This window comes from Gleimia europaea ACS-120-V-Col10b (genome assembly GCF_000411155.1).
Taxonomy (GTDB): Bacteria; Actinomycetota; Actinomycetes; order Actinomycetales; family Actinomycetaceae; genus Gleimia; species Gleimia europaea_B.
In genome coordinates, this window is the sequence record NZ_KE150266.1 from 261,644 (window position 1) to 284,079 (window position 22,436).

The window sequence follows — 22,436 nt, forward strand, 5'->3', positions numbered from 1 at the left end:
TCAATACTGAAACTATTGTACCTAAAGTGGCGAGACTACTGCGGTTTCCTCGTCCTCCATCCGCATGTCGGCGATACTGGCCTTTGAACCCGTCCAGTGGATGGTAAGTTTTGCAAGCGGCGACTCCTGTTTGAAGGTCACCGCTCCCTCGCGGTATAGATCCAAGATGGCGAGGAAACGCGAGACGATCGTGTTCACATCCGGGGCATCAGCGCACAGCTGTTCGAAGCTGGTATCCCCCAGCACTTTTAGCCGTTTCAAAATGTATTCAGCCTGCCCACGCACGGGCACCAACGGGTCGTGCAAATGGGTGGTCGTGACCTGCGGGGGTGCCGCATAGATTGCCTCGGCCGCAATCTTCGCCAGATCGAGCACAGTTGTGGACCAGCGTAGCTGCGGTAAAAGAGCGGCGAACTTGGGTTCCATTTCAGCTTGCCGGGGGTGGGCGGCGCTGTTCGCTTCCCACAAGCCGGAAAAAATTTGCGCCACCTGTTTGAAAGCCCGGTATTGCAATAGCCGTGAAAATAGCAGGTCGCGCGCCTCTAGATATTCGAGGTCGGCTTCCAGCTGTTCATCATCAACCGGTAGAAGCGAGCGGGCCTTCATGTCCAGTAAGGTTGCGGCAACAACCAGAAACTCGGATGTGCGCGATAGATCAGAGTCCACGCGCATGTAGGAGATGAACTCATCCGTTACCGACGCGAGGGAAACTTCGGTAATGTCCATCTCTCGTTTCGAGATGAGGCCGAGCAAAAGGTCGAACGGCCCTTCGAAGTTCTCTAAGGAGACGGTGAACCCGCCGCCCTCGGCTGTGGTCACTACGCTACGTCTCCCCGCGATATCACCTCGCGCGCCAGCCGGCGGTAGGCTTGGGCTCCCTGGTGGGACGGGGCATACGTGGTGATCGGTTCGGTGGCTACGGACGCGTCTGGGAATTTCACCGTGCGCCTGATTATCGTGTCGTAAACCTTGTCCCCAAATGCTTCCTGAAGCCGTTCCAGAACTTCGCGAGCGTGTAGCGTGCGCAAATCAACCATCGTGACCAAAATGCCATCAATCTTAAGACGGGGGTTAAGACGGTCATGCACCATGTCGATCGTGTCGATGAGGAGGGCGACGCCGCGCAGGGCAAAGAATTCGGCCTCGAGGGGAACCATCACTCCGTGGGCAGCGGTCAAGGCATTAACGGTGAGAAGACCAAGGGAGGGTTGGCAGTCGATGAGGATCACGTCGTAATCGTCCATGATGGGACGTAACGCCCTGGTCAGAGCCTGTTCGCGTGCCACCTCGTTCACCAACTGAACCTCGGCGGCAGACAGGTCAATGTTGGCAGGTACCAAGTCAAGGTTTTCGATCTTCGTGTGCGCGATAACATCTCGGATGGAAACCTTTGCGGACATCAACAAGTTGTAGATTGTGAGATCGAGATCTTGCGAGTTGATGCCAAGGCCTGCTGACGCAGCGCCCTGTGGGTCAAAATCGACGATGAGCACCCGCCTACCGTACTCAGCCAATGCTGCGGCCAGATTTATCGTGGTGGTGGTCTTACCCACCCCGCCCTTCTGGTTACACATTGCGATCACCCGGGCAGGGCCGTGTGATGGTAGGGGGCGCGGTACGGGAAAGTCATCGTCGCGTCCACCCTCTGGGGGTACGGGAACTAATCCTGGTTGCATCTCACTCACCCCCATAGAATATGTCATCTAGCCCCCTCTTGCGCCGCCCGCTCGAAAATGCGCTCCGTAAGCTACTGGCAGGTGGCGCGCGGATGCGTAGTTGCGTGAACCTCACGCAACGTCGAAATCGATACCTTCGTGTAAATCTGGGTGGTTACCACTGACGAGTGGCCGAGCAGTTCTTGTACATCGCGAATCGAAGCGCCGCCCTCCAGCAGGTGGGTGGCAAAGGAGTGGCGCAGAGTGTGCGGAGAGACGTCCTCGATTTCTGCCTTCGCCGCCGCGTTCTTTATGATCTCCCACGCGGACTGGCGTGATAGCGCTCCCCCGCGTTTATTTAAGAATAGGTGTTTATCTTTGCCTTTCTTGGCTGCGAGTTCAGGCCGGCCTTCTTTGAGATAATTCAACACGGCGTCCCGGGCGTAACTTCCCAGGGGGACGAGGCGCTCCTTCCGGCCCTTCCCGAACAGGCGCACTACGGGGACATCATCATCGAGCAGCAGGTCTTCCGGATACAGGCCGGTCAGTTCGGAAATGCGAGCCCCTGTGCCATACAGCATTTCCAATACAGCGATATCGCGCAGACCGATGGGGCCGGGCGTTTCAGTCACGGCGTCTATTAGCTTTTGCACCTGATCCAAAGTTAAGGCCTTCGGCAGTCGCGTAGGAGGCGCCATTGACTCCACTTCGTCCATCGGGTCGCTTTGGATCGCGTCCTGCTCGATCAAGAACTTAACGAATCCCGAGATTGAAGATCGGGCGCGGGCAATGGAGGAGCGCGCAAATGCCCGGCCGAGCTCCCCAGTTGACAGCTCGGTCAGGTGCGCATTGATGACCTTGGCGTTTAGTTCTTCAGGTGATTCAAGGTGTGTGTCTTCAAGGAACCGAGAAATATCGGAACGGTATGCGCTGATCGTGTGTTCGGACGCGCCGCTATCAACGCTCAGATAATCCAAAAAATCAACGAGATGCTCCTGCAAAGCACTATTGACTAAAGGTGTCATATTCGTAAGTGTTCCCTATTTTCGTGTTAAAATAAACACGGAACGCGTTAAAACGATCAAAACGATACAATTGTGACCGATTTCAAAACCAACGACAAGGGAAGGCTCTACTTTCATGACTTTTTCGTGGAACGAACTCGACGATCGTGCGGTTAAGACAGCAAAGATGCTGGCTGCCGATGCCGTCGAAAATGCAGGATCTGGCCACCCGGGCACCGCAATCTCTCTCGCGCCGCTCGCGTACCTAATCTTCCAAAAGCACCTAAAGATGGATCCGCAAGACAGCCTGTGGCTGGGCCGGGATCGTTTTGTGCTGTCAGCTGGTCACTCGTCCTTGACTCAGTACATCTCTTTGTACTTGGCTGACGCCGGCCTCGATCTTGAGGATTTGCAGGCGTTTCGTAGCCTTAAGTCGAGGACGCCGGGGCACCCCGAGTACAAGCACACTGACTTTATTGAGATCACCACGGGCCCGCTCGGCTCGGGCATCTCTTCGGCAGTTGGTATGGCAATGGCACAGCGGCGCATTCGCGGCATGTTCGATCCGGACGCCGCTGCCGGCGAATCCCCGTTCGACCATAACATTTGGGTAATCGCGGGCGACGGTTGCTTGCAAGAAGGCATTTCTTCCGAGGCCTCCTCGCTGGCGGGCACGCAAAAACTCGGCAACTTGATTGTTTTCTGGGATGACAACCACATCTCCATTGAAGATGACACTTCGATTGCGTTTACCGAAGACGTCATGAAGCGTTACGAGGCCTACGGCTGGCACACGCAGCACGTGGATTGGACCAAGGGCGGCGAATATAAGGAAGACGTCCAAGCTGTTGAAGAGGCCATCCAGAACGCGCTGGCGGAAACCGACCGTCCATCGATCATTGGTCTGCGCACCATCATCGGCTGGCCTACCCCGGGTAAGCAGAACACGGGCGCCATTCACGGTTCGAAACTTGGCCCCGAGGCCCTAGCGGGCCTGAAGGAAGCGCTTGGCCTTGATCCGCAGAAGATGTTTGCTGTGGACGAGGAGTCCGTTGCTCATGCGCAGGCGAATATGAAGCAGCGCGGCGAGAAGGCTCGCTCCGAGTGGGACGCGAAGTTTGCGAAGTGGCGGGAGGCTAACCCGGAGCGTGCCAGGTTATATGATCGTCTCGCAAAGCGGGAACTGCCCGAGGGCTGGGAAGACGCACTCCCGAAGTTTGAAGAGGGCAAGGCCGTTGCGACGCGCTCAGCCTCGGGCAAGGTGCTGAATGCTCTGGCTCCGGTTCTGCCAGAACTTTGGGGTGGCTCGGCCGACCTGGCCGGCTCGAATAACACATTCATGGACAGCGAGCCTTCGTTCCTGCCACAAGAGCGTAGCTCTGCAATGTTCCCGGGTGATAAGTACGGCCGTAACCTGCACTTCGGTGTTCGTGAGCACGCCATGGGCGCGGTTATGAACGGTATTGCGCTTGAGGGACTCACCCGCGTTTACGGCGGCACGTTCTTCGTGTTTGCTGACTACATGCGCGGCGCTGTGCGTTTGGCTGCCCTCATGGGATTGCCGACGACGTTCGTGTGGACGCACGATTCGATTGGCGTTGGCGAAGACGGCCCCACGCACCAGCCGGTAGAGCACCTGACTGCCTACCGCGCCATTCCTAACCTGTCCATTGTTCGTCCGGCAGATGCCGCTGAGACTGCGGAGGCGTGGAAGGAGATCTTGAAGCGTGATGCCACGGCTGGCCTCATCCTGTCCCGGCAGAACCTGCCCAACCCCGAGCGTGGTGGCGAGCTCGCACCCGCAAGCGGCCTGGCACGCGGCGCTTACGTGCTACGCGACACGGAGGGCAGGCCAGACATCATCTTGATGGCTTCCGGTTCGGAAGTCCAGCACGCACTTGGTGCAGCACAGCTCCTCGCAGATGAGGGCGTAAAGGCTCGCGTCGTATCCGTTCCGTGCATGGAGTGGTTCGACGAGCAGTCTGACGAGTACAAAGAATCTGTACTCCCCGCAGCTGTCACCGCACGCGTTAGCGTTGAAGCTGGCCTGGCAGCCCCTTGGTACAAGTACCTGGGTGCCAAGGGCCGTGCGGTTTCGCTGGAGCGTTTCGGTGAGGTAGGTTCGGGCGATGACCTCATGGAAATGTTTGGCTTCACCAAGGAAAACGTAGCTAAGGTTGCCCGCGAGGTTCTTGCCTAACGTTTAACTAATCTGGAGGCCAGCGTAGCTGGCCTCCAGATTTTTATGTCCCCAATCTCGTAAACTGAGCACAGTTGGAAGCAAGGCGGAACGATGCTGGAAACAGATTTGCAGGTTCACAGAACAGTTGATGAACTCCACGCGAAGGTGGCGCTCTCTCTGGTCCGTAAAATCACTGAGCTTTCGCAGCAGCGTAGCCGTATTCACTTAGGTATCGCCAGCGATATTAGTAGCACTTTGCTACACAAGATAGCAGATATCATGCATCACCACCCCGACCTCGTAGACCAGTGGTCCCCGGTTCACATTTGGATGGCCGATGAGCGCTATGTGGATCACGACCATGTCGATCGTGCGGATACCCACATTGATGAGGCATTGGCATCGCGCTTCCCCATCGTTCAGCTACACCGGCCCCCTTCGCCGGCAAACAGTAAAAATTTGCAGGCGGCAGCCCGCCAATACGAAGAAGAAATGGTGGCGGTTTATTCCGTGCACACCTTGCTGGATCCGCGTTCAATCGCGCTGGATCTGAGCCTACTGGGGATTGGTCAGGATGGGCATTTTGCATCCCTGTTCCCTTCGCACAACACGCTCGATGCAACTGGCTTGTACGTGGCCGAACCGCACTCCCCCAAACCTCCGGCGCAGCGGATCTCGATGACTATTCCCGTGCTACGACGGTCACGAGCGTCATGGTTTGTAGTCGCAGGTAAGGAGAAGGCTACGGTGTTTGCGCAAGCGCTGCAGGGAGCGAACTTTAGAGAGGTACCCGCAGGCGCCATGAATCAGGTGGGCACGCAGTGGTGGGTGGATAAGTCGGCGGCCAGCCGGATTGACCGAATCTTCTAACGCTCACTTTCACGCAGTCGCCGTAGCGCGTCTGCAAGGATCGCGTCTTGTTCAGCGGCAGTTCGCCTGGCCGTGGCCTCTTCTAAATGTCTTGTTGCGAGTGGATCTTTGCGTAGAACGGGCGCGCCTGCCGGTTCCACCTTGGGAGGCGTACGGAAGGCATCCTGGTGACACGTGCCGCATGGGTGGGTGTTAGGAACGTCGAATAGTGAGGTTGCAGAATAAGAAACGCGCGTGACATGGCCACGCGCGCAAAAGAATTCGATATTCGCTATCGCATCCAAACTAGGCGAACTTCGTCAAGATACCGATCAGCACGATCACGGTAACCCAAACAACAAGGGTGCCGATTGTGATGCGGTTAAGGTTGCGTTCGGCAACACCGGACGAGCCGGCCGTTGATGAGAAACCTCCACCGAACATGTCGGACAGGCCACCTCCTCGGCCCTTATGCATCAAAATGGTGAGGATGAGGAACAGGCTCGAGATCACGAGCAACACGTCCAGGATGATTTTTACAGCTGTCACGCTAATCGTTTTCCTTCACGCCACGGCGTTTCAACAAACTTTTCTAACCTTTTAGATTCTAGCGTGGCATCGCGAAAGTTCATAGCCGGGCGCGCGAGCATGGTGGCTTTCACTAAAAATGTGCCTCCACCGGACTCCTAGCCGGTGGAGGCACACTAAGAGGTTAGGCGTTGAAGCGAGCGATCTTTGCGAACTCGTCAGCCTTAAGCGATGCACCGCCAACGAGGGCGCCATCGACGTCCTCCTTAGCCATGATGTCGGCAACGTTCGCCGACTTCACGGAGCCGCCGTAAAGGATTCGCACAGCGTCAGCAGTTGCTGCGTCGTACAGTTCTCCTACGCGTACGCGGATTGCGCCGCAAACTTCCTGAGCATCCTCAGGGGTTGCAACCTCACCGGTGCCAATAGCCCAGATCGGCTCGTACGCGATAACGCTCTTCTTGACGTCATCAGCGGACATACCCGCTAGGGCACCATCGATCTGCGCGAGTACGTGCGACACCTGGTTGCCAGCCTTGCGAACGTCAAGGCCCTCACCACAGCAGATGATCGGCGTCATGCCAGCGGCGAGTGCAACGCGTGCTTTTTCCCCCACCAGGGCGTCAGACTCGCCGTGGTATTCGCGGCGCTCCGAGTGGCCCACAACGATGAAGCTGCAGCCAAGCTTGGAAAGCATGGAAGCAGAAATCTCGCCGGTGTATGCACCGTTCTCGTGAGTGGAAACGTCCTGAGCGCCATACTTGATCTTCATCTCGTCGCCCTCAACAACCGTCTGCACCGAACGGATGTCAGTGAAAGGCGGAATGACAGCTACCTCAACAGCTGAGAAATCAAAGTTAGCGTCGGTCAGTTCTTGGTTTAGGCCCTGGACCAAGTGGATCGCCTCTAGGTGATCCATGTTCATTTTCCAGTTGCCAGCCATAAGCGGCGTACGTGCCATATAAATCAGTCCTCCAAAACTGCGATACCCGGAAGCGTCTTGCCCTCAAGGAGTTCGAGGGAAGCGCCACCACCGGTGGAAATGTGAGAGAAAGTGGATTCGTCGAAGCCGAGCAGACGCACAGCAGCGGCGGAGTCGCCGCCACCAACTACCGAGAAGCAATCGCCCTCAGATAGTGCGCGAGCAACGGCCTTCGTGCCCCCGGCGAAGTTTTCAAACTCGAATACGCCCATCGGGCCGTTCCAAGCAACGGTCTTCGCCGAAGCAATCTTCGAAGCGTAGAGTTCCTGCGACTTCGGACCAATGTCGAGGCCCATTTGGTCAGCGGGAATCGCGTCCGCATCAACTACGGTTGGGGTCGCATCCTTCGAAAACTGGGGCGCAACCACGATGTCGATAGGAAGAACGAGGTCAACACCGCGCTCCTGTGCCTCATCAATGTAACCCTTTACGGTGGCTAGCTGCTCTTCTTCCAGTAGCGACTTGCCAACTTCGTAGCCCTTCGCCTTAAGGAATGTAAACGCCATGCCACCACCGATGAGGAGCATGTCGGCCTTCTTCAGCAAGTTAGCGATAACGCCAAGCTTGTCGGAGACCTTGGAGCCGCCGAGTACAACCGCGTAGGGGCGCTCCGGATTGTCGGTCGCCTTCGACAGGGACTGGATCTCCTTGAGAACAAGGAGGCCAGCGGCGGACGGGAGCTTCTTCGCAATGTCGTAAACCGAAGCCTGCTTGCGGTGTACAACACCGAAACCGTCGGATACGAAAGCGTCAGCAAGCTCAGCGAGTTCAGAAGCGAACTCTTCGCGCTCCGCGTCAACCTTTGAGGTCTCACGCGGATCAAAACGCACGTTTTCTAGCAGAAGGATGTCACCGTCGTTTAGCTTGGCAACCTCCTCCTTAGCGGAGGGGCCGGTAATGTCCTTGGCCAGGAACACGTTGCCGGGAACAAGTTCGCCCAGACGCTTCGCAACCGGGGCGAGGCTGAACTCAGGCTTAAACTCGCCCTTGGGTCGGCCAAGGTGAGCCATGACGATAACCTTTGCTCCGCTTTCTACCAGCTTGTTCAAGGTGGGTAGTGCCGCGCGGATACGGCCGTCATCGGTGATCGTCTGGCCATCTAGTGGCACGTTAAAGTCCGAACGAACCAGGACGCGCTTTCCTTTAAGGTCACCTAGACTTTCGATCGTTCTCATAAATTCTTCCTCTCGAAGTTCAATGCTTCAGGCCTAAAGAAGACGCCCGCGCACGCGTCAGCATGTGCGGGCGTCCAACTTTTACGCTCGACTCTTAATTAGAGACGCTCACCAACGTACTTGGTCAGGTCTACTAGGCGGTTCGAGTAGCCCCACTCGTTGTCGTACCAGGAAACAACCTTCACCTGGTCGCCAATAACCTTGGTTAGCGGCGCGTCGAAGATCGACGAGTGCGAGTCGGTTACGATGTCAGTCGATACGAGGTAGCCATCGGAGTACGAAAGGACGCCCTTAAGCGGGCCCTCAGCAGCAGCCTTCATCGCAGCGTTGACAGACTCGATCGAGACCTCGGACTTCGTGGTGAAGGTGAGGTCGGTGACCGAACCGGTGATTACCGGAACGCGGAGTGCGTAGCCGTCGAGCTTGCCCTTGAGCTGCGGGAGCACGAGAGCAACAGCGCGAGCAGCACCGGTGGTGGTCGGAACAATGTTGACCGCAGCGGCGCGTGCACGGCGAAGATCCTTGTGCGGAGCGTCGTGGATGCGCTGGTCGCCAGTGTAAGCGTGGATCGTGGTCATGAGGCCGCGCTCAATGCCGAAGGCCTCATCGAGAACCTTAGCCATCGGAGCGAGGCAGTTCGTGGTGCACGAGGCGTTCGAAATGATGTTGTGCTTAGCCGGATCGTAGTCAGTGTGGTTTACACCAACAACGAAGGTAGCGTCTTCATTCTTAGCCGGTGCGGAGATGATGACCTTCTTAGCACCACCATCGATGTGTGCCTTGGCCTTGGTTGCATCCGTGAAGAAGCCGGTGGACTCAATCACGATGTCAACACCGAGGTCGCCCCACGGAATGTTGGCGGGGTCGCGCTCAGCGAAAGCGGCGATGCGGTGGCCACCAACGGTGATGGACTCGTCATCGTAGGTTACGTCTGCGTCAAGCTTGCCGAGAATGGAATCCCACTCGAGCAAGTGTGCGAGGGTCTCGTTGTCAGTTAGGTCATTGACGGCAACAATCTCAAAGTCCGCACCCTGCTCACGAGCTGCACGGAAGAAGTTACGGCCAATACGACCAAAGCCGTTAATACCGACGCGGAAAGTCACAATGTCCTCCTGTAATGCGCTACGGCGCATTTTCGTCTGATGAAACTGAATGCCCAAAATTCGTGGGCATGCAGTCCGCAGTTTTCTGCGGTTCCAGCAGTACTAAATTTACACCGTTTCGACTGATTTAGCATGCTCGCGAGCCATTTTTACTTTATTACCAGGAAAACTCCTGGTTTTGGAAAGGTTTTTGGAGGTAAAAGCTAGGCAAATACAGCATCTAGGTTCGCTATGAAAACGCTATTTTGTTTAACCTTCGAGTAAATCAGCGCTCAGGCTTGCTTCCGTGTCCGGAATCCCGTCTTCATGGGCGCGCTTATCCGCCATTGCAAGAAGCCGACGAATACGGCCCGCAATTGCGTCTTTCGTTAGCTGCGGGTTGGCGAGTTTACCAAGTTCTTCCAGGGAGGCCTGCGGGTGTGCCACGCGAAGTTCGCCAGCCTCACGCAAGTGCTCGGGCACCTCGTCTCCCAAAATGTCGAACGCGCGCTTCACCCGTGCGCTTGCCACCACGGCGGCACGCGCAGACCTGCGCAGGTTAGCGTCATCAAAGTTAGCCAGCCGGTTCGCACTCCCCCGAGCAACGCGGCGCTTTCGGCGTGCCTGCCATACTTCGAGGGTTTCTGGCGCGTCCAGTGCTTGCAGGATCGAGGCGATCCCGTCTGCTTCGCGCACCACAACTCGCTGCGCGCTACGAATCTCCCGCACCTTAGCTTGCGCGCCCATACGCCGAGCAAACCCCGCCATTGCGAGCGCGGCCTCCGGGCCGGGCGCCGTGATCTCCATTGCCGAAGACCTCCCCGGCTCCATCAGCGAACCGCGTGCAAGGAACGCTCCGCGCCATGCCGCGATCGCTTCCCCGTCGCCCGAAGCAACAATCCGGGTGGGCAGGCCGCGCACCGGACGTCCCTGCGCGTCAATCAGGCCGGTCATGCGGGCCAGATGGTCAGCGCGTTCCACCACGCGCACCACATAGCGGTCGCCCTTCTTCAGCGCTCCCCCAGAGACGATCACCACCGAAGAGTTCACCTTGAACAGCTTCGCCATGAACGTGCGCAGACGCGCGGCCGTGGCGGGTAAGTCAACCTCGGCCTCGATAATCACGCGGCCCGAAACCAGGTGCAAACCGCCGGCAAAGCGCAACATCGCGGCCACCTCGGAAACCATTTCCGACGGGGTGGCAACGGGTTTTCTAACCAGTTCCTCTTTCAGAGCGAGCGTCAGCGACATAAACCTTCCCAAAAATCTAAGCTAGCCAAGCCTCGCGGCGGCCCACTTCACCCAAGAAACCATCAAACGCGTCGCGTAGCGCAGCAGCAAGACGGAGCGGGTCATGCAAGGGCTGAGCGCCACCAATCGACACCTGTCGAAGAAGTAGTCTAGCGCCAACATCGCGAGCGGCGTTTTCAAGATCTTCAATGTCATCCACCGTGGAGGGCTGAGCAATCACCACGTCCAGTGCCAAATCAGGAGCATGCTGAGCTAAGACGCGCACGTGATCGCCAGCTGAGAGCATCTCTGTCTCTCCCTCTTGCGCGGCAAGATTTAAAACGAGGGCGCGGCGAGCCGGCGTAGAAACGAGGGCGTCATGCAGTTTTGGCACGAGCAGGTGGGGAAGCACCGAGGTGTACCACGAACCGGGGCCGAGCACTACCCATTCGGCCTCGGCAATCGCATTCAAAACCTCGGGGGCAACCGGTGGATCTGCCGGGTTGAGGCGAACCGCGCGGGTCTGTCCCTCGGCAGTGGCCACGGCGCATTGGCCTCGCACAACCCTGGTGACACCGTCGAGGCCTTCCACATCGGCCTCAATTTCTAATGGGGACTGCGCCATTGGGAGCACGCGGCCGTGGGCGCCAAGGAGGCGTGCGATCCAGTCGAGGCCCGCCACCTGGTCATCCAACAGCTGCCACAGGGCAACAATCAGAAGATTGCCGAGGGCGTGGTCATCCAATGGCCCCTCGGTATCGAAACGGTGTTGCATGACGTCACGCCAAGTGAGGCCCCACTCGGAGTCATCGCAAAGCGAAGCGAGTGCCATCCGTAGATCTCCCGGGGGTAACACGTCCATTTCTTTGCGCAGCCGGCCAGAAGATCCGCCGTCATCGGCAACGGTCACCACTGCCGTAAGCTGATGCGTTATGTGTTTCAGGGCACGCAACGTTGCAGATAAGCCATGGCCACCACCAAATGCAACCACTCGCGTGCCGGCCTCTCCCCTGCGCGGCCAGCCGTTTGCGTCCAGTAAACCCGCCACAATTACTCCCTACCCAGGTCCCTGTGCAGTACACGGACTGGGAAACCTTCGTTACGCAAAGTGGCGGCAATCAGTTCGCTCATGGCAACTGACCTGTGTTTGCCGCCAGTGCATCCTACCGCGATGGTAGTAAAAGGTTTCAGCTCATTCACGTAGCCGCGGATCATTGGGGCCAAAAGTTTGGCGTAGTTAATGGCAAAATCGCGGGCTCCGGGTTGTTCGAGCACGTATTTCGCAACCGGCTCATCCCGCCCAGTCAGGTGGCGAAGTTCGCTAACCCAATACGGGTTTGCCAAGAAGCGCACGTCCAGCACGTGGTCCGCGTCAAGCGGCAGACCGTATTTGAAGCCGAAAGACATGACCGTGAGCTTCAGTTGTGTGTCGGCCTCACCTGCAACGATATCGCGCATGTGCCGAGTGAGGTCATGCACAGACATTTTCGAGGTGTCGATGATCTCGTCCGCGCGAGCGCGCAGCGGGGCCAGCATCTGCTTTTCCTTGCGAATTCCGTCCAGGATGCGTCCATCGCCCTGCAATGGGTGTGGGCGCCTGTTGGACTCGTATCGGCGTACGAGTGTGGGTTCGTCCGCCTCTAGAAAGATAATGCGGTAAGTCACCGAATCTTCATTCAGTTTCGCGAGCACGTCCTCGAAGTCATTGAAGAACTCCCGGCTACGAACATCTACCACAGCGCCCAGGCGGTGCACGCCCGCTCCATCCACGGTCATCATGCCGGCGAGGGCGGGCAGGAGCGCGGGCGGAAGGTTGTCTACGACGTACCAGTCGAGGTCTTCCAGTGCCATCGACGCTCGCGTGCGGCCAGCACCCGACATTCCGGAGATGATGATGAGCTCCGGGTCGCGCGCTTTTGGAAGCCGTGCCATTTCATCAAGTAGCGGAATGCCTGCGGGCACGGTTGGCGGGTTGTTTTCGGTTACCGACTTCGTGTCTTCACTCATGTGTCTAGTCTGCCAGCCTTTTGGCCGCTCGTCTCGCTTTCATTGGGGCGGGTCGTATTCGCGTCCGCATGGAAGAAGTCAAAAATGGTTTGTGCCAGCACCGGACCAACGCCGGGGGTGGTTTGGAGTTCTTCCACACTGGCCTCGCGGATCTTCTTCACTGATTTGAACTTCTTGAGTAGTTCCGCCTGCCTACCTGGCCCGAGCCCAGGCACTTTATCGAGAACGGAACGTTTCATCGCCCGGGAGCGTTTTTGGCGGTGATGGGTGATGGCAAAGCGGTGCGATTCGTCACGCAGATGTTGCAGTAGGTACAGCCCGGGTGAGGTGCGCGGCAGAATTACCGGGAAGTCGTCACCGGGGATCCACACTTCCTCCAGGCGTTTTGCTAGGCCCACTACGGACACGTTTATACCGAGATCTTCCAGGGTTGTTGAGGCGGCGTTTACTTGCGGCAGGCCGCCGTCAACTACCACCAGGTCGGGCCGGTAGGAGAATCTGCGGGGCAGGCCGGTGTGCGGGTCTACCGGGCCGGAGGCCAGTTCAATGCCGTCATCGTCGTAACCGGACTCCCCCGCCTCTTCAGCAAGGAGCCTTTTGAAACGGCGGGTAAGAGTTTCACGCATCGCGGCGGTATCATCCGCCACGCCCTCGCCGTCCTCGCCCCGGATGGTGAAGTGGCGGTAGTCGGTTTTGCGGGGTGCGCCATCTTCGAATACAACCATGGATGCCACTTGGTTTGTGCCCATCGTGTGAGATACGTCGTAACATTCGATGCGTAGCGGTGCGGATGAAAGATCCAGGTAGTCACGCAGTTCTTCGAGAGCTTGGCTGCGCTGGGTTAGATCACCGGCCCGCTTGGTTTTGTGCAGGCGCAGGGCGTGCTCCGCGTTGGCGTGTACGGTTTCCATGAGGGCGCGTTTTTCGCCGCGTTGGGGGATGCGTAGGTCTACGTTGGCGCCGCGAATCTCGGTGAGCCACTGGGTGACGGCGTCGGCATCAGCAGGTAGGACTGAGACGAGAACCTCGCGCGGAACCGCCGAGGTTGGAGCGTGTTCGACGTCGTCTACCGAGACAGCGGCGACGCGTTCGTACACATCTTCGCGCGTGGCTTCGGCGTACACCTGTTGGAGGAGGCGCTGCATGAGTTCAGCTTCGCTGGTGTTGTCGGGGCGATCTACTACCCAGCCGCGCACGCCGCGGATGCGGCCACCACGCACGTGGAACACTTGGACTGCGGCTTCGAGTTCGTCAACTACTTGGGCGAATACGTCTGCGTCTGTGCCGTCGCCGAGTACCACAGCGTTTTGTTCGAGGACTTTTTCGAGTGCGGCCACTAAGTCGCGCAGGCGGGCGGCGCGTTCAAAGTCGAGCTTTGCGGCGGCCTGTTTCATTTGGGTTTTGAGGTTGCGAATGTAGGGGCCCACTTTGCCGGACATGAATTGGCATAGTTGTTCGGCTAGCTCGTAGTGGTCTTGCTCTGAGATTTTGCCAACGCAGGGTGCAGAGCAACGTTCGATGTAGCCGAGTAGGCAGGGCCGTCCGGAACGCTGTGCGCGCTGGTAGACGCCTGTGGAGCAGGTGCGGATGGGGAATACTCGTTGGAGTTGGTCTACGGTTTCGCGGATGGCCCACACTTGCGAGTAAGGGCCAAAATAGCGGGTGTCGTTCCGCCGCGCCCCGCGCATGATTTGCATTCGGGGGACGTCCTCCCCCATCGATACTGCAAGATAGGGGTAGGACTTGTCGTCGCGGTACATGACGTTGAATCGTGGATCGTACTGTTTGATCCACGAGTATTCGAGGGTGAGCGCTTCAACTTCAGTTGCTACAACCGTCCACTGCACTGATGCTGCAGAGAACACCATCTGTTGGGTGCGCGGATGCAGGTTCGCTGGGTCCTGAAAATAACTGGTGAGGCGGTTACGCAAGTTCTTGGCTTTACCCACGTAAATGACGCGGCCCTCAGCGTCACGAAAACGATACACCCCAGGTTCAGTGGGGATCTCAGACGTCTTCGGACGATAAGTTACAGGGTCAGCCACGCCTCGATTCTACGAAGTTTAAGCAACGAGGGCGACAGGCGCGTCCGCTATTATCGATTCGCTTACTTGCACGGCATTGCCAATCAAACCGGGAAGCTTCGGGCGCTGATATGCCCCTTTAGGCTCGCGCGCAGTGCTTTCAGAAAGCCGGTCAAATCCCAGTTAACAAGTCCGGCTCGTGGGTATCTAGGCCTCGGGCGTGGGCCACGCGGTGTTCCAACTGCAAAAGCGAACGTTTACGATCCACGCCGCCCGCGTAACCCGACAGCGTGCCATCCGACGCGATTACCCGGTGACAAGGCACAACAAGCGATAACGGATTATGTCCCACAGCCGTTCCCACTGCCCGATACGAGCGTGGCCTCCCCACGGCCTGCGCAACTTCCTTATAAGTTGAAACAGCGCCGTATGGGATCTTTTGCAAGCACCTCCAAACCTGCGTGTAAAAACCCAGATCAGGTAGTTTAAAAGGCACGGTGAAGTCCAAGCGCTGCCCTGCCAAATAATCGTGAATCTGATCCGCAGCCGCGCTAAGCACACTGTCTGCCGGCGACACCCACGCACCCAAATCCTGCTCACTCGGCGCCGGATGATGATCCGGAAAATACACGCCCACCAAAAACTCGCCTTGCGCAACCAAACTCAGTTCACCCAAAGAGGTGACTGTCAGAGTATGGCGCAAAACCAACTCACTATCCCCTTCAACCCAGTAACAACAAAACGTTTGCGTAATAGACACTGGTCAAAGCAATTAATCACGCCGAAACGAAGCGGTTTTCTTAAACATACAATTGTGTATTCGACGCGCACAAAACCTATTGGAATCATTATCGAAACCGAAAACTTCCAAAGGAGCGCCGATGAGCCGCCTAAACTACCAAACCCGCACTGCGAAGGCCGAATACACAATTAGCCAAAACGAAACAATCCTCACTGCGCTACGCGAACGCGCCCGCCGCCGCCCAAACGATGTAGTGATGGAACGCCGCCGCGAAGTTGGAGGATGGTACAAGGTCACGGCCAAACGCTTCGTCACAGAGATTGACGACATCGCTCGCGGCCTGCTGGGCCTGGGTCTAAAACAGGGCGATGCGCTCGCAATCATGTCATCCACGAGGCCAGAATGGACTCTCATAGATCTGGCGGCGCTATCCCTTGGTGTGATCGTAGTTCCCATCTACGAGTCTGACTCAGTGCAACAAATCGAGTGGATCTGCAAAGACGCGAGCGTGCGCCTCGCCATCTGTGACACCCATGCGCGCGCCCAACTAATCGAACACGCCAACACGCCAACCGTTAAGCGAATCATAACATTCGAATCCGGCGCCATCCGCACGATTCTTGAGGCCGCCACCTCTGTGGCCGAAGAAAACCTGCGCGCTGCACAAGCCGAACTTCACGTAGATACCATCGCCACCGTTATCTACACCTCGGGCACCACGGGCGTTCCCAAGGGCGTGATCCTCACGCACCGCAACTTCGTGGGCACCACCAAATCCATCGCCCAAGTAGTGCCGAACATTCTTTACTCCACCCAAACACGCTTCCTGCTATTCCTCCCGCTCGCACACGTGCTCGCCCGCTTCGTGCAACTCGCGGTGATTTCTGGGCGGGGCGTGTTCAGCCACTCCCCCGACACCAAGAACCTACTTTCCGATATCGAGAGCTTCCAACCATCCTTGCTTCTACTGGTGCCGCGCGTGCTTGAAAAAATATACAACTCCGCCGAAGCCAAAGCTGGCAAAGGCGCCAAGCGCAAATTGTTCCGCTGGGCAGCGCAGGCGGCGATCGACTACTCGAAAGCCATGGAAACAACGTTTGGCCCCACCGTTGCCCAGCGCCGCAAGCGCACGTGGGCTGACCGCGTTGTGCTCAGCAAAATCCGGTGTCTGCTTGGCCCCAACATGAAGTACGTCATCTCCGGAGGAGCGCCGCTTTCCCCCACCCTCGGGCATTTCTTCCGCGGCATGGGCCTGACCGTTTACGAAGGCTGGGGACTATCCGAAAGCACCGGCCCAATTAGTCTGTCTGACCCGCGCAATCCCATCATGGGTTCCGTAGGACAAGTCCTGCCCGGCAACACTATTACGCTTGACGACGAGGGGGAAATCCTGGTTAAAGGCGTGTCCATTACCCCCGGTTACATGAACAACTCGGAGGCGAGTGCCGAAGCATTCGACAAGGACGGCTGGTTCCACACCGGGGACATCGGCCACATGGATCGGCGCGGCAACCTCTACATCACCGGCCGGAAGAAAGACATCATCGTCACCGCCGGAGGCAAGAACGTAGCTCCCGCCGGCCTCGAAGAATCGCTTGTCACCCACCCGCTCGTCTCCCACGTCATCGTGGTTGGCGACCAGAAGCCTTTCATCGGCGCGATCATCACTCTTGACCGCGAGATGCTTCCCACGTGGCTGGCAAATCACGGCCTGGAAAACATGGATGTGACGCAGGCTGCCCAGCATCCGCGCGTCATCGCGTCACTGGATAAGGCGATTGCCCGGGCGAACAAGTCTGTTTCCAAAGCCGAATCGATCCGCAAATTCCGCATCATTAACGCAGAATTCACCGTTGACAATGGCTACCTAACCCCCTCCATGAAACTCAAACGAGCCGACGTCGCGCGAGACTTCGCCGACGAGATCGAAGTGCTCTATGCCAAGTAAAGCCGGACGCGCAGGGATCCTTTAGGGTGGAGTTATGAGCAGAAAAACAGTACTTGTCACCGGCGGCACGCGCGGCATTGGGCGCGCCATTTGCGAAGACCTGGCTAAAGATTGGCACGTTCTTGTAGGAGGTCGCAGTGAGGTTGCCGCGCGCGTGGCTTCCAGCCTCGAATCGGCAGAGCCTTGGGTGGTTGATATTACGGACGAGGAGGCCGTACGCGAAGCATGCGCGAAGATCGACTCGCTTGACGCGCTGGTGCTGTCCGCTGGCATTTCCATGGGCAAACCCATTGCGGAAGCCACGCGTGAAGACTGGGAAACGATTCTGGACGTGAACGTGATAGCCCAAGCGAGCCTAGTGAAGCACCTGCTACCCGCACTGCGCAATGCGCGCGGCCAAGTGGTGGCAATCAACTCGGGGTCCGGGTTCAACTCAAAGCCAGGCTGGGGCCTGTACTCCGCCTCGAAGTTCGCCCTGCGCGCGCTGACGGACGCGCTACGCGAAGAAGAGCGCGGCACTGTTCGGGTCAGCTCCGTGCATCCGGGCCGCGTCGACACCGACATGCAGGTGCAGATCCAAGAACAGGCTGGCCGCGATTACAATGCCGGCGATCACGTGCGCCCCGAGTCGATTGCGAAAGCCGTGCGACTCACCCTCGATGCAACTGAGGATGCCACCGTTGAAGTGATCTCGGTGCGTCCCATTAATCAAATCTAAACACCGCCCGCCCGAAGGCCGGGCCTGGGCGTGGTGCCGCGTTGGGCACGCCGTATTTGGCGAGGTTCGGCCCTATTTGGCGAGGATCTTCGCTAAATACTGGCCGGTGAAAGAGCCTTTAACTTCACAGACCTGCTCGGGAGTGCCCGTTGCAATTACTTTGCCGCCGCCAGAGCCTCCCTCAGGCCCCATGTCGATAACCCAATCAGCGGACTTAATCACGTCCAGATTGTGCTCAATCACGATCACCGTGTTGCCCTTATCAACCAAGCCCTGCAACACCAGGAGTAACTTGCGAATGTCCTCACTGTGAAGACCCGTGGTGGGCTCATCCAACACGTACACCGTGCGGCCACGCGAACGTTTCTGCAACTCAGCGGCCAGCTTCACGCGTTGCGCCTCACCACCCGATAGCGTAGTTGCGGACTGGCCCAGGCGCACATACCCCAGGCCCACCTCAACTAGCGTGTTCAAATGCCGGGCAATACGAGGAATGTGCGCAAAGAACTTCGCGCCCTCGGAAATAGGCATGTCCAAAATGTCGGAAACGTTTTTGCCTTTATATTCGATTTCCAACGTCTCGCGGTTATAGCGTTTCCCACCGCAAACCTCGCAGGGTACGTACACGTCGGGCAGGAAGTTCATCTCGATCTTGATGGTGCCATCGCCCTTGCAAGACTCACAACGCCCGCCCTTCACGTTGAATGAGAACCGGCCCGGCTTGTAGCCGCGCACCTGCGCCTCTTGCGTCTGTGCGAACAGTGTGCGCACGTGATCCCACACGCCCGTGTACGTGGCGGGGTTTGAGCGCGGCGTGCGCCCAATCGGTGATTGATCCACGTGCACAACCTTGTCCAGATCCTCCACGCCCGTAATGGTGCGGTGACGGCCTGGCACGATCTGGGCGCGGTTCAGTTTCGACGCCAAGGAGCGGTACAAAATCGTGTTCACCAAAGTGGACTTGCCCGAGCCCGAAACACCTGTAACCGCCACAAAAAGCCCGAGGGGGAACTCAACCGTTAGGTTCTGCAAGTTGTTCTCCACCGCTCCGCGCACCGTTAGCATGCGCCGGGAATCCACGGGGCGCCGTTCCTTTGGCGTGGCGATCGACTTGCGCCCCGAAAGGTAGTCTCCCGTGATCGACTTCTTATTCTCCTTTAGCGCCTGCAACGTGCCGGAATGAACGATCTGCCCGCCATACTCACCCGCGCCCGGACCGATATCCACTATCCAATCTGCGGCTTCCATCGTCTCTTCATCGTGTTCAACAACGATGAGAGTATTTCCGAGGTCGCGCAGGCGCATCAGCGTGTCAATAAGCCGCCTATTGTCGCGCTGATGCAGGCCGATGGACGGCTCATCGAGCACGTATAGCACGCCTACCAGACCGGATCCGATCTGGGTGGCCAACCTAATGCGCTGGGCTTCACCTCCAGAAAGCGTGCCTGCGGAGCGCGACAGCGTCAAATAGTTCAACCCCACGTCCACCAAGAAGTTGAGGCGCACCAAAATTTCGGTGAGCACCGGGGCAGCGATCTGTTTCGCCCTGCCCTGAAGGTGTACGTTCTTCAAGAAGTCGCGCGCCTCTAGGATTGACAGATTCGAAAGCGCCGCGATCGAAAGATCACCAACCGTGACCGCGAGAACCTCCGGCTTCAGCCGCGCCCCCTTACAGACTGGGCACGGCACCTCCCTCATGAAAGAATCGAGACGCTCCAACTGGTTCTCAGATTCCGTTTCAGAACGTTTACGCTCAATGTAGTTGACGGCGCCCTCAAAGCCCGTTGTGTAGGCGCGTTGCCTTCCCCACCGGTTCTTATACCGAACGTGCACCTCGTAGTCATTGCCGTATAAAACCGCCTTTTGGATCTTCTTCGGCAAATCCTTCCACGGTGTCGTCATTGAAAAGTCGAGCTTTTTAGCCAGTGCTTTCAGTAGGTTCGCATGGTACTTGTTGTTGGCCGTCCACACGGCAATCGCGCCATCTTGTAAGGAAACGTCCTCATCGGGTACCAGCAGATCCGGATCCACTTCCAACTTCGAACCAATCCCCGAACATTCCGGGCACGCACCGTAGGGCGCGTTGAATGAGAACGTGCGCGGCTCAATCTCCTCAAGCATCAACGGGTGACCATTCGGACACGCCCTGGCCTCGGAATAACGGCGCGAGCGGTGCGGGTCATCCTCATCTAAATCAATGCGTTCGATCACCAAAATACCGTTGGTTAGCTCCAGGGCTGTCTCCACCGAATCCGTAAGGCGCTGGCGCAACCCAGCTTTAATCACCAGACGGTCCACCACCACATCGATGGTGTGCTTCAGGTTCTTATCCAGCTGGATATCCTGGTCGAGCCGAAGCTGCTCACCGTCCACGCGAACGCGCGCAAAGCCTTTCTGGCGCATCTCTTCAAACAGATCCTGATACTCGCCCTTGCGGCCCCTTACAAGGGGTGCAAGAACGAGGAATCGGGTGCTTTCGGGAAGTTCCAACACCGAGTCCACAATCTGCTGGGGTGTTTGCGCCGTAATCTCCGCCATGCACTGCGGGCAGTGTTGGACGCCCGCTCGCGCATACAACAAACGCAAATAATCGTGAATCTCCGTGATTGTGCCAACCGTTGAACGCGGGTTGCGCGACGTGGACTTTTGATCAATCGATACCGCCGGTGACAATCCCTCAATGAAATCAACGTCCGGCTTATCCATTTGGCCTAAAAACTGGCGCGCATAGGAAGACAGCGACTCCACGTACCGACGCTGGCCCTCCGCGAAAATCGTGTCAAAAGCCAGCGAGGACTTGCCCGAGCCCGAAAGACCTGTGAACACAATCATCGATTCCCTGGGCAGATCCAGGTCTACACTTTTCAAATTATGCTGGCGCGCACCGCGGACAATTAGCGAATCATTCACACCTCTACCCTAAATAGCGCGGCGCGAAAGCGCACATTTGTTCGATTACAGCAAAACCGGTGTCATCCGGACCTTTAGCGCACCCACGTCCGTACAAATCGCGGAGAAAAGTGAGATCTGCGGCTTGTCCAGCTGAAAAACTCTCGATTACGAGAGAGAATGTAGTTATGCACACATACGCCGTAATTTATGAATATGAGCCGCAGCTTCTTGCCCTGATTGACAACTGGCGCCCCGCGCACCGCGAGTACCTTCGCAAACTGCACAAGCAGGGAAAGCTGTTCACCTCTGGCCACCTACGGGAGGCCAGTCACGCGGGTGCATTGCTAATCATGCGCACCGAAACCGCCCAGGAGGCACGCGACCTGCTAGAACAAGACCCGTTCTTCGCACACGGCCTCGTAACCAACATCATTATTCGAGAGTGGAAGCCGACCATTGGCGATCTGGCTGAACGCTTCTCTAACGTCTCCGACTTCCCCATCTCAAACCCGTAGAGGCAAACGCTAAGTGCGGGGCTGTTTCTTCCACCACGCCCCGCACTTTTCTGTGCCTCAAGCTTTATAGACCGCGTTTAGGCGTATTTGCGCAGATGCGCGAGGAGTGCCTGCAACACCTGTTTGGGTTGTTCGACAGCGGCCAGGTGAGCAGCGCCCTTCACGTATTCCAAATTCACCTGCTGATTTCCGCCCTCGCGAAGAGAAGCTACCAGCTCAAGCGCAGCATCTTCCGGTAACGTTGTGTCAAACTCCGCCCTTACAACGGTAATCGGTTGAAATAGAGAGACAAGGCCTGCGCGATTGTCCATATTTGCAATAACCTCACAGCACTTGGCATAACCCTCATCGGCGCAATCCAAGAACGTCTGCCGGGTTCGCTGCACGCCCGGCCCATTTAGCTCATAGAACGAGGGCGTGAACCAGCGCTGTAGCGTGGCCTCCACCAGGGCGCTCGTACCCTGCTCGCGCACGAGCTCAGCCCGCTCTACCCAAGCATTAGAAGGAAGCAGGACCGGGCCAGAGCACATCATGACCAGGCTTTGGACACGCTGCGGGTGGTTAATCGCCATCCACAGCGCCATCATGCCACCAAGGGACAGGCCCGCAATGTGGAAACGTTCCACGTTTAGCTCGTTAGCAATTTCGAGAATGTATTCTCCCAGCTTTGCGGGAGTTAGCTGCCCCGCAACATCGGGTACGTGCGAGTGACCGTGCCCGGGGAAATCGAAGCGAACCACGCGGTAATCGCTCAGTCCCGGTGCCACCTCATTCCACATCTCGCGGTCTGCGCCGAGCGCTGATCCAAGGAAGACGACCGGCGCATCAGCCGGCCCAAAGACGTCATAACTAAGTGTTGTCATGTCTCCACGATACTGCGAACGCCCGGCCATGGCGTAGCAT

General features: G+C 57.6%; 20 protein-coding genes. 5 read left to right on the forward strand and 15 right to left on the reverse strand.

Features of this window, described 5'->3' with window-relative positions:
• Nucleotides 1-21: 21 nt before the first annotated feature.
• Genes HMPREF9238_RS01205 through HMPREF9238_RS01215 form a run of 3 tightly spaced genes read right to left on the reverse strand, consistent with a single transcriptional unit; the run spans nt 22 to nt 2,680 of the window.
• The gene (locus HMPREF9238_RS01205; protein WP_016443611.1) at nt 22-819 is read right to left on the reverse strand and encodes a segregation and condensation protein A; all 798 of its coding nucleotides are present in this window, start codon (nt 817-819) and stop codon (nt 22-24) included.
• Entirely contained in the window at nt 819-1,703 is an 885-nt protein-coding gene (locus HMPREF9238_RS01210) for a ParA family protein (RefSeq protein ID WP_016443612.1), read from the reverse strand. The genes HMPREF9238_RS01205 and HMPREF9238_RS01210 overlap by 1 nt, the downstream gene beginning before the upstream one ends.
• Before the next feature lie 44 nt (nt 1,704-1,747).
• Nucleotides 1,748-2,680 (reverse strand): site-specific tyrosine recombinase XerD, encoded by a 933-nt coding sequence (locus HMPREF9238_RS01215; protein WP_016443613.1) that lies wholly within the window; start codon nt 2,678-2,680, stop codon nt 1,748-1,750.
• 115 nt (nt 2,681-2,795) lie between these two features.
• Between HMPREF9238_RS01215 and tkt the strand changes: the two genes are divergently transcribed.
• Both tkt and pgl read left to right on the forward strand, forming a co-directional pair.
• Nucleotides 2,796-4,859, forward strand: a complete 2,064-nt coding sequence (gene tkt / locus HMPREF9238_RS01220) for a transketolase (protein ID WP_016443614.1) — start codon at nt 2,796-2,798, stop codon at nt 4,857-4,859.
• Between the two features lie 93 nt (nt 4,860-4,952).
• Complete coding sequence (gene pgl, locus HMPREF9238_RS08525; RefSeq protein WP_016443615.1) at nt 4,953-5,711, forward strand: 6-phosphogluconolactonase; 759 nt, start codon at nt 4,953-4,955, stop codon at nt 5,709-5,711.
• Here pgl and HMPREF9238_RS09165 read toward each other — a convergent pair.
• From HMPREF9238_RS09165 to HMPREF9238_RS01270, 10 genes are all read right to left on the reverse strand, one after another.
• The gene (locus tag HMPREF9238_RS09165) at nt 5,708-5,995 is read right to left on the reverse strand and encodes an RNA polymerase-binding protein RbpA (RefSeq protein WP_156824359.1); all 288 of its coding nucleotides are present in this window, start codon (nt 5,993-5,995) and stop codon (nt 5,708-5,710) included. The two genes, pgl and HMPREF9238_RS09165, sit on opposite strands and share 4 nt — an antisense overlap.
• Nucleotide 5,996: 1 nt before the next feature.
• Complete coding sequence (secG, locus tag HMPREF9238_RS01230; protein WP_016443616.1) at nt 5,997-6,239, reverse strand: preprotein translocase subunit SecG; 243 nt, start codon at nt 6,237-6,239, stop codon at nt 5,997-5,999.
• A gap of 163 nt (nt 6,240-6,402) precedes the next feature.
• The gene (gene tpiA, locus HMPREF9238_RS01235; RefSeq protein ID WP_016443617.1) at nt 6,403-7,179 is read right to left on the reverse strand and encodes a triose-phosphate isomerase; all 777 of its coding nucleotides are present in this window, start codon (nt 7,177-7,179) and stop codon (nt 6,403-6,405) included.
• Between the two features lie 5 nt (nt 7,180-7,184).
• Nucleotides 7,185-8,375 carry a phosphoglycerate kinase gene (locus HMPREF9238_RS01240; RefSeq protein WP_016443618.1) on the reverse strand — a complete coding sequence of 397 codons (1,191 nt, stop codon included), beginning with the start codon at nt 8,373-8,375 and terminating at the stop codon, nt 7,185-7,187.
• Nucleotides 8,376-8,473: 98 nt separating this feature from the next.
• Complete coding sequence (gene gap, locus HMPREF9238_RS01245; protein ID WP_016443619.1) at nt 8,474-9,478, reverse strand: type I glyceraldehyde-3-phosphate dehydrogenase; 1,005 nt, start codon at nt 9,476-9,478, stop codon at nt 8,474-8,476.
• Nucleotides 9,479-9,727: 249 nt separating this feature from the next.
• Nucleotides 9,728-10,708, reverse strand: a complete 981-nt coding sequence (whiA, locus tag HMPREF9238_RS01250; protein WP_016443620.1) for a DNA-binding protein WhiA — start codon at nt 10,706-10,708, stop codon at nt 9,728-9,730.
• A gap of 16 nt (nt 10,709-10,724) precedes the next feature.
• Entirely contained in the window at nt 10,725-11,735 is a 1,011-nt protein-coding gene (locus tag HMPREF9238_RS01255; RefSeq protein ID WP_016443621.1) for a gluconeogenesis factor YvcK family protein, read from the reverse strand.
• Nucleotides 11,736-11,737: 2 nt separating this feature from the next.
• The gene (rapZ, locus tag HMPREF9238_RS01260) at nt 11,738-12,694 is read right to left on the reverse strand and encodes an RNase adapter RapZ (RefSeq protein WP_016443622.1); all 957 of its coding nucleotides are present in this window, start codon (nt 12,692-12,694) and stop codon (nt 11,738-11,740) included.
• Nucleotides 12,691-14,739: an excinuclease ABC subunit UvrC gene (gene uvrC / locus HMPREF9238_RS01265; RefSeq protein WP_016443623.1), complete on the reverse strand. Its 2,049-nt coding sequence runs from the start codon at nt 14,737-14,739 to the stop codon at nt 12,691-12,693. The genes rapZ and uvrC overlap by 4 nt, the downstream gene beginning before the upstream one ends.
• Before the next feature lie 151 nt (nt 14,740-14,890).
• Nucleotides 14,891-15,478, reverse strand: coding sequence for a methylated-DNA--[protein]-cysteine S-methyltransferase (locus HMPREF9238_RS01270; protein WP_016443624.1), 588 nt, complete (start codon nt 15,476-15,478; stop codon nt 14,891-14,893).
• Nucleotides 15,479-15,599: 121 nt separating this feature from the next.
• Between HMPREF9238_RS01270 and HMPREF9238_RS01275 the strand changes: the two genes are divergently transcribed.
• Together HMPREF9238_RS01275 and HMPREF9238_RS01280 are read left to right on the forward strand one after the other, a co-directional pair.
• A complete protein-coding gene (locus HMPREF9238_RS01275) occupies nt 15,600-17,408 on the forward strand; it encodes an AMP-dependent synthetase/ligase (RefSeq protein ID WP_016443625.1) in 1,809 nt (602 codons plus the stop codon).
• A gap of 34 nt (nt 17,409-17,442) precedes the next feature.
• Nucleotides 17,443-18,126 carry an SDR family oxidoreductase gene (locus tag HMPREF9238_RS01280; protein WP_016443626.1) on the forward strand — a complete coding sequence of 228 codons (684 nt, stop codon included), beginning with the start codon at nt 17,443-17,445 and terminating at the stop codon, nt 18,124-18,126.
• A 72-nt stretch (nt 18,127-18,198) separates the two neighbouring features.
• On the opposite strand, the gene uvrA is transcribed toward HMPREF9238_RS01280, so the two are convergent.
• Nucleotides 18,199-21,036, reverse strand: a complete 2,838-nt coding sequence (uvrA, locus tag HMPREF9238_RS01285) for an excinuclease ABC subunit UvrA (RefSeq protein ID WP_016443627.1) — start codon at nt 21,034-21,036, stop codon at nt 18,199-18,201.
• Between the two features lie 167 nt (nt 21,037-21,203).
• Between uvrA and HMPREF9238_RS01290 the strand changes: the two genes are divergently transcribed.
• Nucleotides 21,204-21,533, forward strand: coding sequence for a YciI family protein (locus HMPREF9238_RS01290; RefSeq protein WP_016443628.1), 330 nt, complete (start codon nt 21,204-21,206; stop codon nt 21,531-21,533).
• A 77-nt stretch (nt 21,534-21,610) separates the two neighbouring features.
• Here the strand turns inward: HMPREF9238_RS01290 and HMPREF9238_RS01295 are convergent, their stop codons facing one another.
• Nucleotides 21,611-22,396 (reverse strand): alpha/beta fold hydrolase, encoded by a 786-nt coding sequence (locus tag HMPREF9238_RS01295; RefSeq protein WP_040316425.1) that lies wholly within the window; start codon nt 22,394-22,396, stop codon nt 21,611-21,613.
• Between the last annotated feature and the right edge of the window lie 40 nt (nt 22,397-22,436).

Bases quoted from the DNA above. Each gene is read 5' to 3' on its own strand.
- HMPREF9238_RS01210 (WP_016443612.1), bottom strand. From the start codon at position 1,703: ATGACATATTCTATGGGGGTGAGTGAGATGCAACCAGGATTAGTTCCC.
- HMPREF9238_RS01215 (WP_016443613.1), bottom strand. From the start codon at position 2,680: ATGACACCTTTAGTCAATAGTGCTTTGCAGGAGCATCTCGTTGATTTT.
- tkt (WP_016443614.1), top strand. From the start codon at position 2,796: ATGACTTTTTCGTGGAACGAACTCGACGATCGTGCGGTTAAGACAGCA.
- pgl (WP_016443615.1), top strand. From the start codon at position 4,953: ATGCTGGAAACAGATTTGCAGGTTCACAGAACAGTTGATGAACTCCAC.
- tpiA (WP_016443617.1), bottom strand. From the start codon at position 7,179: ATGGCACGTACGCCGCTTATGGCTGGCAACTGGAAAATGAACATGGAT.
- HMPREF9238_RS01240 (WP_016443618.1), bottom strand. From the start codon at position 8,375: ATGAGAACGATCGAAAGTCTAGGTGACCTTAAAGGAAAGCGCGTCCTG.
- whiA (WP_016443620.1), bottom strand. From the start codon at position 10,708: ATGTCGCTGACGCTCGCTCTGAAAGAGGAACTGGTTAGAAAACCCGTT.
- rapZ (WP_016443622.1), bottom strand. From the start codon at position 12,694: ATGAGTGAAGACACGAAGTCGGTAACCGAAAACAACCCGCCAACCGTG.
- HMPREF9238_RS01275 (WP_016443625.1), top strand. From the start codon at position 15,600: ATGAGCCGCCTAAACTACCAAACCCGCACTGCGAAGGCCGAATACACA.
- HMPREF9238_RS01280 (WP_016443626.1), top strand. From the start codon at position 17,443: ATGAGCAGAAAAACAGTACTTGTCACCGGCGGCACGCGCGGCATTGGG.
- HMPREF9238_RS01290 (WP_016443628.1), top strand. From the start codon at position 21,204: ATGCACACATACGCCGTAATTTATGAATATGAGCCGCAGCTTCTTGCC.
- HMPREF9238_RS01295 (WP_040316425.1), bottom strand. From the start codon at position 22,396: ATGACAACACTTAGTTATGACGTCTTTGGGCCGGCTGATGCGCCGGTC.